The organism is Flavobacterium chungbukense (assembly GCF_020805785.1).
Taxonomy (GTDB): domain Bacteria; phylum Bacteroidota; class Bacteroidia; order Flavobacteriales; family Flavobacteriaceae; genus Flavobacterium; species Flavobacterium chungbukense.
On sequence record NZ_JAJGZV010000003.1, the window covers coordinates 45,649 to 58,403 of the forward strand.

At 33.9% G+C, this 12,755-nt stretch carries 8 protein-coding genes and 1 tRNA gene; 5 read left to right on the forward strand and 4 right to left on the reverse strand.

Annotated features, from left to right (window positions below; translation table 11 throughout):
• Window positions 1–78 precede the first annotated feature (78 nt).
• The 4 genes from LL966_RS10470 to LL966_RS10485 all read left to right on the forward strand — a co-directional run bounded on the left by LL966_RS10470 (window position 79) and on the right by LL966_RS10485 (window position 2,541).
• A tRNA-Phe gene (locus LL966_RS10470) sits at window positions 79–151 on the forward strand.
• Between the two features lie 50 nt (window positions 152–201).
• Window positions 202–489: a GIY-YIG nuclease family protein gene (locus LL966_RS10475; protein ID WP_229353004.1), complete on the forward strand. Its 288-nt coding sequence runs from the start codon at window positions 202–204 to the stop codon at window positions 487–489.
• Between the two features lie 319 nt (window positions 490–808).
• A complete protein-coding gene (locus LL966_RS10480) occupies window positions 809–2,302 on the forward strand; it encodes an MFS transporter (protein ID WP_229353006.1) in 1,494 nt (497 codons plus the stop codon).
• An 11-nt stretch (window positions 2,303–2,313) separates the two neighbouring features.
• Window positions 2,314–2,541: a DUF6814 family protein gene (locus LL966_RS10485; protein WP_229353008.1), complete on the forward strand. Its 228-nt coding sequence runs from the start codon at window positions 2,314–2,316 to the stop codon at window positions 2,539–2,541.
• A 103-nt stretch (window positions 2,542–2,644) separates the two neighbouring features.
• Here LL966_RS10485 and LL966_RS10490 read toward each other — a convergent pair whose 3' ends face one another.
• The 4 genes from LL966_RS10490 to LL966_RS10505 all read right to left on the reverse strand — a co-directional run bounded on the left by LL966_RS10490 (window position 2,645) and on the right by LL966_RS10505 (window position 11,351).
• Window positions 2,645–5,521, reverse strand: coding sequence for an alpha-amylase family glycosyl hydrolase (locus LL966_RS10490; RefSeq protein ID WP_229353010.1), 2,877 nt, complete (start codon window positions 5,519–5,521; stop codon window positions 2,645–2,647).
• An 85-nt stretch (window positions 5,522–5,606) separates the two neighbouring features.
• A complete protein-coding gene (locus LL966_RS10495; RefSeq protein ID WP_229353011.1) occupies window positions 5,607–6,710 on the reverse strand; it encodes a SusE domain-containing protein in 1,104 nt (367 codons plus the stop codon).
• Between the two features lie 19 nt (window positions 6,711–6,729).
• A complete protein-coding gene (locus LL966_RS10500) occupies window positions 6,730–8,334 on the reverse strand; it encodes a RagB/SusD family nutrient uptake outer membrane protein (protein ID WP_229353012.1) in 1,605 nt (534 codons plus the stop codon).
• Between the two features lie 35 nt (window positions 8,335–8,369).
• Window positions 8,370–11,351, reverse strand: a complete 2,982-nt coding sequence (locus LL966_RS10505; protein ID WP_229353013.1) for a SusC/RagA family TonB-linked outer membrane protein — start codon at window positions 11,349–11,351, stop codon at window positions 8,370–8,372.
• Window positions 11,352–11,586: 235 nt separating this feature from the next.
• On the opposite strand from LL966_RS10505, the gene LL966_RS10510 reads away from it, so the two are divergent.
• Window positions 11,587–12,618, forward strand: a complete 1,032-nt coding sequence (locus LL966_RS10510; protein ID WP_229353014.1) for a LacI family DNA-binding transcriptional regulator — start codon at window positions 11,587–11,589, stop codon at window positions 12,616–12,618.
• The last annotated feature ends 137 nt before the right edge of the window (window positions 12,619–12,755 follow it).

Here is a 12,755-nt window from a genome sequence, read left to right on the forward strand (position 1 = left end):
TACGAATAGATTTTTTCTAAAAAATGTTTTGCTCAAACCAAAAATGATTATATATTTGCACCCGCAACAAACAAGCACGGTACCTTAGCTCAGATGGTAGAGCAATGGACTGAAAATCCATGTGTCCCTGGTTCGATCCCTGGAGGTACCACAAAACCCGAATAGAAATATTCGGGTTTTTTGTTTTTTAACATTTTTAAAATGCATTACTTATATATTCTTTATTCAAATTCTTCTCAAAAATTCTATATTGGAGAAACTAAAAATATCCATGAAAGAATTTTTAAACATCAAAACCATTTTTATTCAAATTCTTTTACCAAAATTGCTGATGACTGGGAAGTCGTTCTCACTTTTAGTTGCAACACCAAAGATGATGCACTATATCTGGAAAATTTTATAAAAAGAATGAAAAGCAAAATCTTTAATAACAAAGTAATAGCGAACCCATCTATTTTAGAAGATATTTTATCTAAAAGAAAGTTGTAATGTGTCTCTGGTTCTCCCGAAGCCTCGGGACTGGAGGTACCACAAAACCCGAATAGAAATATTCGGGTTTTTTGTTTTTTATAGCTTTCTAATTTTTAACCGCAAAGTGCACTAAGATCTACGCAAAGGTTCACAAAGTTTTTAAATTAAACTTTGCGAACCTTTGCGTTTTTTTCTTTGTTCTCTTAAGGTTAAACTAAAAAGTCAAGAAATAAATAGTTTTTGTTAAAAAAGTATTAACTGAATAAAAAAATATCTTCTATATTCGTAAAACTATAATTTTAACTTTCATTTATTAATAAGATCTCAAAGCAGTTTTATGAGCGAAACTTCGACTAAAGGCATTTGGAAAGTAATTTCAGCCTCTTCTATGGGCACCATGATTGAATGGTACGACTTTTATATTTTTGGCAGCCTTGCTGTTGTTATTTCAACCAAATTCTTTCCAAGCGACAATCCGACTGCTGCATTCTTATCTACTTTAGCCACTTTTGCTGCTGGATTTGTAGTTCGTCCTTTTGGAGCTTTATTTTTTGGAAGGCTTGGCGATATTATTGGCCGTAAATATACTTTTATGGCTACCTTATTATTAATGGGCGGTTCTACTTTTTTAATTGGCTGTATTCCGAGTTATGAAACTATAGGTTTTCTAGCTCCTTTACTAGTTTTAATTTTGAGATTATTACAAGGACTTGCTTTAGGAGGCGAATATGGCGGAGCAGCCACTTATGTTGCTGAACATGCTCCAGCAGGTGAAAAAGGATATTGGACTTCTTGGATTCAGACTACTGCCACTGTTGGTTTATTTATTTCTTTAATGGTCATTCTGGCAACCAAAAATATGCTTTCTGCAGAAGATTTTGATTTATGGGGATGGCGTGTTCCTTTCTGGGTTTCTGTTGTAATGGTCGGCGTGTCTTATCTCATTCGTAAAAACATGGACGAGTCTCCAGTTTTTGCAAAAGCTAAAAAAGAAGGAACAACAAGTGCTAACCCTTTAAAAGAGAGTTTCGGAAACAGATATAATTTAAAGTTTGTTTTATTAGCTCTATTTGGAGCCACAATGGGACAAGGCGTTGTTTGGTACACTGGACAATTTTATGCAATGAGTTTCATGAAAACAGTAATGAATGTTGATTCTTCGCAAGTCGATGAATTACTGGGAATTGCTCTTTTAATTGGAACGCCATTTTTTATTTTTTTCGGATGGCTGAGCGATAAAATTGGGCGTAAATATATTATGATGTTCGGAATGTTAATCGCTATATTATCGTACAGACCGATTTATAAGGCAATGTACGAAACAACAAATATTAGCAGGAAAACCGAAATTGCAGCATCTCAAAAACAAACTACTGAAAACAAAGATAATGGGAGCTCAATTGTAACTATCGAAAAAAAATATACAGATGGCACATCTGCGTTTGAAAAAAAATCGTACATGAATAAAAAAGAAGTGCAAAGCAGCATTTCTGTAACAATAAATTCAAGTGATAAATGGACTTTAATTTTCTTAGTTTTTATTCAAGTACTCTTTGTAACTATGGTATATGGTCCAATTGCCGCGTTTTTAGTCGAAATGTTTCCAACTAAAATTAGATATACTTCGATGTCGCTTCCATATCATGTTGGAAACGGAATTTTTGGCGGATTGCTTCCTGCAATTTCCACCTATTTTGTAACTCATGCCAAAGCAAACGGAAAAACTGATTTTTATCTTGACGGATTATGGTATCCTATAGTAATTGCAGGAATCTGTTTTGTAATCGGAATGATATATATTGACAACAAAAACAAAATTAATCACCTTTAAAATTTAAAAAAATGAATGGGATCAAACAAGTTTTAGGGGCTTTATGGATTGCTTTAGCAGCGGCAGCTGCTTATTTCTGTGTGTTTGAATTTGGTTTGCCAAAACTTCTTTCAGATCAGCAAGATGATTTAGTATTTGGAGCCATTATCCTTTTTATACTAACTCCGCTAATCACTATGGGATTGGGAACATTTGGGTATTATTCTCTAATTGGAGAATACAGCGATAAAAAGAAATAAACAAAAAAAAATACCCCAAACCTAAAAACCAAAAAAAGGCTGTCCGTTTCCAGACAGCCCTTTTTCATTACTAACCTAACCTAATTTTTAACCTATTTCTAGTTTATCTTTTAATAAACTTCATTACCTGAGTTTTATTATTTTCATCAGAAGCTTTTACGATGTATATTCCTGTTTGTAATTCGCTTACGCTAAATTGAAAATCAGCATCTCCATTAGAAACAAAGCTTTTAACTAATTGTCCAGAAACAGAATAAATTTGAACTTTTGTAAAAGCTGTATTTAATGTAAAATAATCTGCAACCGGATTTGGATATAAATTAACGGAACTTCCTTTTTCAAATTCGCCTATAGCAAGATTTGCGGTTTTATTTCCAAATATTCTATATTCTCCTGGAGGCAGATTTATAGGAGCATTTAAATCTGTAACGTTTATAGTTGTATTATCCATTAAATTATACCAAGTTCCTGAATATGGAAAACCTGTTGCTATATTTTGTGCTGAAGTATCAAAATTGGCAAGAATTACGACATCTTTTAATTGCGTGGAAGTTAAAGACGCGTTTGTTATTTTAATATTTACATTTAAAGAATTCGCATTTGTCATTGTAGCAGTTCCTAAAAACACAGGTTCTGCAGTTTTTAGCGTAATCATTTTTACCCAATCGTTGTAAATCTTATTACGATTTGAATTTCCCAGCCAATTATTTACCCATTGCGGTTGCGGTTTAGTATCTAACTTACAATCTCCACCTATTGCATCTGAATCTGTATTGACTGTATTGTCATTACAGGTAAAAATCGAACTTTCCCATCCTAATTCGCCAAAATGCCAGATCATTTTTGGTCCCGGAACCAATAAAGAAACTGCGCCAATTGCCGACATTCTAGATAAGGCTGTATTTAATGTTTTTACATTATAAGTACCATTTACAGCTCCGTATTGTACATTTTTATACATCAAACGTTCTTCGTCATGACTTTCAGCGTATCCCACTAATCTATTTGCTACGAAACCGCGGCTTGCACTTGTCATTCTCGAAATATTACTTTCATCAGCATATCCCATAGACAATTGATTATATTGATTGGTCATTTTACCCCACATCATAATTCCTTTGCTTGGAGTTTCTGTAATTTTATAATCTGCCCATTGCTTTTCTTCGGCATCAGAACCTAAGTGTTCAAAAATGGTATAATGTGTTGGGTCTAAACTCCATGAATAATCTGCATATTTTTTCAGAATATCGACTCTGTCCTGCTGATAGGAATCTGTACATGAATTATCAGACGCTGTACAATTTTGTGTAAATCCTTTAGTCAAATCCCAGCGAAAACCGTCAATTTTATATTCCCGAATCCATTGTTTAACAACACGTTCTACATAATATTGTGTTTTTGCGGACTGATGATTAAAATCTTCTCCTACATTATAACTGTGTTTTGCAACTGTATTAAAATAGGGATTTTCGGCCGTTGGCGATCCAAAACCATCACCATCAGGATCGTTCATCCACATTCTTACCATCGGATTTCTTCCAAAAGCATGGTTTAAAGCCACATCCAAAATAACTGCTATTCCATTTTGATGGCATAAATCGATAAACTCTTTTAGCTTATCTGAAGTTCCGTAGAATTTATCTAAAGCCATATGAAATGAGGTATTATAACCCCAGCTTTCATTGCCTTCAAATTCCATAACAGGCATTAATTCGATCGCATTAATTTTAAGGTTTTTAAAATAATCAATTCTATCAATCAAACTTTGATAACTTTTAGACGCATCAAAATCACGAACCAAAACTTCATAAACTACCAATTTTTCTTTTTCAGGTTTAGTAAAATTAGTTACCTGCCAATTGTATGGTGTTTCTCCTGTTTTTAAAACCGTAACTTCAAAATTTTGTCCAGTTGGATAAGCTGGCATATTTGGATATTTTAAACTAGGAATTCCACTATCATCATAAGGCGATAAAACCAAAGTAGAATAAGGATCTGCTGTTTTTACCATTGAAGGCGAATTTGCCAATGGTGTTGTATCTACCACCCAATATTGATATGTATTATTTACACCTGAAACTAATCCTGTAAGTTCTAACCAAAATTTACCTGAAGTTGGATCTTTTTTCATGGCATAAGCCGATGTTGGCTGCCAATTGTTGAAACTTCCTGCAACGTAAACAAAATCTTTTAGCGGAGCATCTAAAACCAAAGTTGCTTTTGTAGCGTCTGCCGTATTATAATTAATTCCATCTATTAAACCAGCCGGCATAGCTTGAGAAACGGTATTCGGATTTACCACAACTGAAAACTTCTTCACAATTGAAGTAGTTCCCTGTGTAATTGTCAGTTCATAACTTTGATTTCCAGTGATATTGGTATGATTGTAAGCATAACTTGAAGTACTTGCATTGGTATTGATTATGGTTCCATTTGCTTTTAAAGTATAACTCGCCACTCCGTTTGTATTTGTCGCAGTGATATTTAAACTAGCACCCGAGGCAATAATTGAAGTACTATTTTCTGCTGGCGAAGTTAAAGAAGCTTGAAAAGAACCTACTTCGACAACAATATCTTGTGATTTTTTATCGCCAGTTCCATCTTTAGTTTTAACAAGAAAACCAATTCCTCCTATTCCATTTCTATTAAAATAAACAGAAGGCGTAATAGTTTTGGTATATGTATCTGTTCCTGCATTATACGTAAATCTCGCTGCCTCGTTTGATGCAGTCCAAGATCCGTTTGAAGGACTATCTGCCTGATTGGTATCGTTTACATCATAAGACCATGACCAAAGATATAAAGCATGAGTTGTGCTAATTCCCCATGAAGTTTCATTAACACTACTACCATTTATTGTAATCATTATTGGTGTAGTGTCTTCAAATGTTGCCGGATTTATGGAGTACGTGACAGTCTGCACTTGGGCAGAAGCAATCAACGACAACAATAAAAATGTTAATAGTAAAATTCTTTTCATAATAATAGTGGTTAGCTAAATAGTTAGATTGATTAAAAAAGGGCTATCACGAGATAGCCCTTTTTCAGTTATTAACTGAAGTTTTTTATTGATTAGGAATCATTAAGTAACTTCCGTCTAAATCATTGAAATAAATAAGATATTTTGATTTCGACACAGGAGTGTTGTCACCAGTACTAACACCTGAGAAAGGAGTTTTTCCTCCCCATGAAACATCCCACGCATCATTTGCTCTGAATTTTATTTCTCCATCGTTTAAAGATGTTACTCCCAAAGTCCAAACGTGTGCATTGAAAGTAGATTTTACCATTGGTGTTGAAGCATCCCAACCTTTTGAAGTTGCGCTACCAATAATACCTACTGTAGAATACGTTGGAGCTGTAGCACCAGCTGCGTACGGAGCCAATGTGTAAGTCTTTTTTTCAACATCCATCGTAAATTTATAGTAACCATCTGCAGGAATGTTAAATGTTGGTGGATCTGCATCAGCATCTGTTCCTCTATAAGCCATAGCAGTTTCTGAACCGTAACCAAACATTGGTATCCAGCTTCCTAAATTTTGAATAGTTTTAAAAGCCCCTTTCTTAAAGAATCCTGTAAAGGTATATTCATCAGAATTTGTTGCACTTCTGAATAATATCTGGTTTCCTTTGTTATTATCCCAACCAGCAACTGTTGCATCTCCAACTAAGTACCATTCTACAAAATCGTAAGGAACTTTCCCAACGTATGGAGTTACAGTAATCGAGATTAATCCTTTTGAAACTTGAACAACTCCTCCTGAAACATTAGCTGTAATTTTAACATCATACTGCGCTGCAACTTCTGGAGTACCGCCAAGATCAATCGCAACCTGATTTAGTTCTCTAGCTAATACAGAAACCTCTGTAATACTATTAGTAGTGGTTTGAAGTGTTTTTGCATTTTTAAAATCACCTCCTTTTTTATCAATTAACAAAGTGTATTTAACTGCAACTGTAGTAGAATACTCAGCAGCTGACCATTTAAATTTAGCAACTTCCTGTGCTGCTTTTTCAACATCTAAAACATAGTTTTGTCCTGTAGTTGGTGCAGTAATTTCAGGTGTTGAAACTGCATCAAGAATTGGTCTTTCATCAACAGCATCTGCATTACATGACACCGCTAATACACCAATAAATGCGATTAAAACTTTATATATATTTTTCATTTTACAGTTCTATTAGGTGTTAGTATCCTGGATTTTGTTTCAAAGTTGGATTTGCCTGAATTGTTTTAGACGGAATTGGCATTAAATCTCTGTAAGATTCTGTAGAAGCACCATTCATTACTCCGCCTTTCCATTGCCAGATTTTAGATCCTCCTGAGAATTTTCCAAAACGAATCAAATCTGTTCTTCTGTGGCATTCCCAAAATAACTCTCTTCCTCTTTCATCTAAAATAAAATCAAGTGTCATTTGTGCCGTAGAAATATTTTGTGCACCAGCTCTTGTTCTAATTTGATTTACATAACCTAGTGCAGTACCCACATTTCCTGTTGATGCTCCTCTTAACGTTGCTTCAGCATACATTAAGTAAGCATCAGAAACTCTAAACATTGGAAAATCTGTATCTGGAATATCAGTTCTTTGTGCTGCCGATCCGTCTGCTTTTTTATTAATATATTTTGTTACAGCATAACCATCTGTAAATGTTGATACATTAGTAATATCTAAAGCTTGTCCGTCTGTATAGAATGTTCCTCTTTTGTCGCCAGTAGCTGTTGCGTCAGGGAAAAGTGCTACAAACTCTTTACGAGTTCTAATTCCCTGCCATCCACCATCCATACCTCTTGATGCAGCATCCATACTTCCACCAATACCAGCATGTAGAATAAAACTCATTCCTCCACCTGTCGCTCTAATAGCAACACCATCACTTACAATTGGGAAAATAAATTCAGTTTGCGCTCCATTTTTATCATTATCCGCAGAAAATAAATAACGATAAGGAACATTTGCAAATGTATATCCAGAGTTAATAATCTCAGAACATAAAGTCGCTGTTTCATTAAATCTCTCTGTACCTGTATATACTTTAGAGTTTAAATAAATTTGTGCTAGCAAAAACTTAGCTGCCACTTTATCAACTCTACCATATTCATTTGCTCTTGCATTTGGAAGACTGCTATCTAGATCTTTTAATTCAGACTCTACAAAAGCAAAAACTTCTGCTCTTGATTTTTGTACTGGATAAAAGAAACCTACTGGATCAGCTTCTGTTGTAATTGGCACATTACCAAACAAGTCCATCAAATTCGTATAAGAGAAAGCTCTTAAGAAACGTGCTTCTGCTCTAAAAGTTGCGATTTCAGTTTTTAGACTTGCATCAACACCTCTTGCTGTCAATTTCTCATCTGTAGTTTGTCTTAAAAACTCATTTGCCAAACTAATATGATAAAATGCTCTAGAATAAGTTCCGTATAAAAACTCATTTACAGGAGACCAAGTTTGACTATTTAATGTTGGTAAAGTACCATCTGCCCAAGCAATAACTGCCTCATCTGTAGGTAATTCTTGAGTTACAAAAAGCAAACGCAAGTAACTGCTAAAATCTCCGCTTAGACCAGCAATATCTGCTTGCCCATCACCATCATTACCTCCAACATAAAGACCAGCATATAATTTGGCCAAAACTTGTTTGTAAGACGCTGGATCTTGGAAAAAAGTTTCCGATAAAAATTCATCGTCATCTTTTGGTGTCACGTTTAGATCGTCAGTACACGAGGTAAACGTCATACTAATTCCTAAAATAAATAGGAAAAAATAAGATATATATTTAAATGATATTTTCATTTTGTATGTTTTAAAATTTGTTTTTCAATGTACTATTAGAAACTTGCATTTACTCCAAACAAGTAAGTTCTTGCTCTAGGATAAACGTTACCATCAATTCCGTTGAATTTCTCCGGATCTAATCCATCATATTTTGTAAGTACAAAAACGTTTTGAACACCTGCTGAGAATCTTAAAGAAACATCTTTTAGTAAAGACTTATCTAAAGTATACCCAAGAGTTACGTTGTCTAATTTGATAAAAGAAGCATCTTTTACATAATAGTTAGATAAATAACGCTGTGTTCCATTATCTTCGAAAGTAAATCCAGTATTTAAATAATCTGAACTTACGTTAGATAAATCTGTTTGTCTTCTTAAAGCAGCATCAGAATAACCCATGTTAGAATTTACGTTATCAAAAATGTAATTTCCTAAACTTGCTCTCCAGTTCATTGTAAAATCAAACTTTTTGTAGTTTAAAGTAGAGAAAAGTCCAAAAGTATAATCTGCTGTTGGTTTTTTGTATCTGTAACGATCATTCGCATCGATTTTACCATCTCCATTTCTGTCTACGTAAGCACCAGCGATTGGTTTTTTGTTAGCATCGTATAATTGCTCATAAACGAAGAATGAATTTGGAGCGAATCCAACAGTATTAATCAACACTTTATTTCCATTTCCTCCTTTAATATTATCACCCACTTCATAACCTTGAAAACCTTCAACAGTTTGTCCTAAGCTTTCAATTTTCTGATCTAAGTAAGTAGCATTAACAGCAACATTCCAAGTTAAGTTATCATTTTTAACAACATCAGATTGTAAACTGAACTCAAGACCTTTTGTTCTCAAGTTACCAATATTATTAAATCCTTGGTTTCTTAAGTTAGCACCATCCGGTACTAATACGTCTGCCAATAAATCTGTTGATTTTTTATCAAAGTAATTAACAGAACCTGTAATTCTATCTTGTAAGAATCCGAAATCAACCCCAACGTTCATCTCTGCCAACTCTTCCCATTTAATATTTTGGTTGTAACCTTCTGGTCTAGCAGTTCTATAAACAACACCATTAAATACATACTGAGTACTTACAGTTCCAAGTGTTACCCTTCTCAAATAATCGTACTGAGCAGAAATATCCTGCTGTCCAGTTGTACCATAACCAACTCTTAATTTTAAAGTAGAAAGTGTTTCGTTATCTTTTAAGAAAGATTCTTCAGCAATATTCCATGCAAAAGCACCTCCCATAAAGTTACCCCATCTGTTTTCTTCAGAAAAACGAGATGTTCCGTCTCTTCTATAGTTTAAAGTCAATAAATATTTACTGTCCCAACCTAAGTTCAAACGACCAAAGTACGATTGTAAGTTAATGTCTGGATCAGTGATAACATCTTCATTTCTAGTTTCAACGGGTTGTGTAAGTGCTCCTGATTGGTATTTTTCTTTCTGGAACAACTGATAGTTATAACCAGCAGTAGCATCTAATTTCAGTTTTCCTAAATTTTTAGTATAAACGAAATAGGTATTTAAATTTTTATTTTGAAGATCATCAGTATAAGTATCATAGTTTCCTAAGTTTACATAACCTGCTGAAGAAAAAGGAACTGGCTGAAATCCTAAAATACTTTCAGTACTTTGTCTGTTGTATCCGCTGCTGTCAAATCTGTCGATACCAGCTTCAGCTACGATTCTTAAATCTTCAAAGAAGTGAAATTTGTAGTCTAAGCTAATATTACCCCATTTTCTAGTAGATTTAGATCTTTTATCTTCTTGATTTAATCTTGCTACAGGATTTTTAGCAGGCAATAATGCGATATTTCCGTTTGGCTCTAACCATTCGAAATAACCTCCGTAACGAGAACCTGCTTGATAAGGTGACTGTGTAGGATCAAAACTGATTGCTGATCCGATAACAGCATCTTCATCTTGAAATTGATTTTTACTAAAAGACAAGTTTCCGCTAATATCAATTTTTAAGTGATTGTCAAATAAAACTGGATTTAACGATATCGATGTCGTAGTTCTTTCAAAAGAAGTGTTTCTTAAGATTCCAGGATTATTAACATTTCCAACAGATAAACGTACTGGTAATTTATTAAATAAAGCACCGCTTACAGAGATATTATTGTTAGTTGTAAGAGCTGTATTGAAAATTTCATTCTGCCAGTTTGTATTAGCAGTACCCATCAATGCTTTTTGAGCATCCGTTCCTTTTTCATTTACGAAAGTTCGGAATTGATCTGCGCTTAAAACATCAACTGTATTAGCAATAGTGTTAACACCAACTTGAGAACTGAAATTAACTTTTACACCACCTTTAGTTCCTTTTTTAGTCGTAATTACAATTACACCATTTGCTGCACGAGAACCATAAATTGCCGCCGCAGAAGCATCTTTAAGAACTGTAAAAGACTCAATATCATTAGGATCAATAGTAGACAAAATACTTGTAGCACCGCTTGGAACAGCATTACTCAACGGAAGTCCGTCTAAAATAATCAATGGATCATTTGATGCACTTAATGAAGATCCTCCACGAATTCTAATATCTGCTTTTGCTCCTGGAGCTCCTCCACCTACAACATTTACACCAGCAATACGTCCTCCAATTAAACTTTCTGGAGTTACGTTAATACCTTTATTAAATTCTTTTGCAGAAATTTGAGAAACCGAACCAGTTGCATCTTTTTTCTTAACAGTACCATAACCTACCTGAACAACTACTTCTTTCAATTGATTAGTATCTTCTTCTAAAGATACAGTTAGGCTTTTTTGACCATTGAATACTATAGTCGATGTTTTGTATCCAATAAATGAAACCAAAATTTTGTCTCCATTTTTTAGATTAGGCAATTGAAATTTACCATCAAAATCAGTAGATGTACCTCCTGGGGCACCTTGTACATTTACATTTACTCCTGGTATTGGCTGACCTGTGGCAAGATCAGTTACTGTTCCACTTAATGTGTTTTGAGCTAACACAGTAAACGGAAGCAGAAGGAATAAAAATAACAACTTTTTGTAAATTGTTTTCATACTTTTTGTTTAAATTAGTTTGAGTTTGTGAACGTTAGTTAAGTTTTTAATTTTACTTCGAATTTCAAAATTATGAATTTATTAACATGCTCGACGAACGACAATTTTTATTGAGTTACGAAAACGTGGTAGTGTTGAAAACTTTCTATTTTTTGTAATCTTTTAGCGTTAAAATTGTCAATTATAAAAATTTCAGATACCTTTATTATTAATTAGATTTTTTTCAATTCACGCCATGAAACGTAAAATAACCCTAAAACAGATTGCAAAGGAGCTTGATGTCTCTATTTCAACTGTCTCAAAATCACTTAGAAACAGTCTTGAAATTGGAGAAGAAACACGATTAAAAGTGCAGGCTTTTGCAAAGTTTTACAACTATAAACCAAACAATATTGCGCTTAGTTTAAAAAACCGAAAAACCAAAAGTATTGGTATCATTATCCCCGAAATTGTACACTATTTTTTCTCAACTGTAATCAACGGAATTGAGCAGGTTGCAAATGAATATGGCTATAGTGTTGTCATCTGCGTATCGGATGATTCTTTTGACAAAGAAGTCCTGAATATGGAAATGCTGGCCAACGGAAGTATCGATGGTTTTATCATGTCTCTTTCTAAAGAAACCCAGTATAAAGGTGACTTTCACCACATTACAGAAGTTATCAATCAAGGAATGCCGGTTGTAATGTTTGATCGTGTTACCAATGATATTTTATGCGATAAAGTGATTATTGATGATAAAGCAGCTGCTTATGAAGCCGTTCAGAGCTTAATTGATAATGGAAGAAAAAAAATCGCTCTTGTAACAACTGTCGATTATGTAAGTGTTGGAAAACTTAGAACCGATGGCTACGAAAAAGCACTTTTAGATAACGGAATTCCTTTCAATGAAGATTTAATAATCAAAATTGAAGATGTAGAAACCTGTGAAATAACCATCAGCCAGCTTTTACATGATCGTGCTTTTGACGCTGTTTTTGCTGTAAATGAACTTTTTGCAGTAACAATTATCAAAACTGCCTCTAAAATGGGATTAAAAGTTCCAGAAGATTTGGCTGTAATTGCATTTACGGATGGAATTATTTCAAAATACTCAACTCCAAGTATTACAACGGTAAGTCAGAGTGGCGAAAAAATGGGAAATAAAGCAGCTAAAATGCTTATTGAAAGACTCGAAGCCGAACACGACGACGATGAAGAAGAAAACGAAAACTATACTACAGAAGTCATAGAAACACATCTTATAAAAAGAGAATCTACTGACTAAAAATCTTAAAATCAACCTTTTCTAAAGCCATAGAAAATATTTATGGCTTTTTTATTAGCTTAAATAAAAAAATAATTTATACTTTTACGCCCGTCAAGGCTTTTACTTTTACTTCGAAAAAAACAGTAAGTTTTGAT

Coding starts and splice junctions, on each gene's coding strand:
- LL966_RS10475 (WP_229353004.1), top strand. CDS start 202: ATGCATTACTTATATATTCTTTATTCAAATTCTTCTCAAAAATTCTAT.
- LL966_RS10480 (WP_229353006.1), top strand. CDS start 809: ATGAGCGAAACTTCGACTAAAGGCATTTGGAAAGTAATTTCAGCCTCT.
- LL966_RS10485 (WP_229353008.1), top strand. CDS start 2,314: ATGAATGGGATCAAACAAGTTTTAGGGGCTTTATGGATTGCTTTAGCA.
- LL966_RS10490 (WP_229353010.1), bottom strand. CDS start 5,521: ATGAAAAGAATTTTACTATTAACATTTTTATTGTTGTCGTTGATTGCT.
- LL966_RS10495 (WP_229353011.1), bottom strand. CDS start 6,710: ATGAAAAATATATATAAAGTTTTAATCGCATTTATTGGTGTATTAGCG.
- LL966_RS10500 (WP_229353012.1), bottom strand. CDS start 8,334: ATGAAAATATCATTTAAATATATATCTTATTTTTTCCTATTTATTTTA.
- LL966_RS10505 (WP_229353013.1), bottom strand. CDS start 11,351: ATGAAAACAATTTACAAAAAGTTGTTATTTTTATTCCTTCTGCTTCCG.
- LL966_RS10510 (WP_229353014.1), top strand. CDS start 11,587: ATGAAACGTAAAATAACCCTAAAACAGATTGCAAAGGAGCTTGATGTC.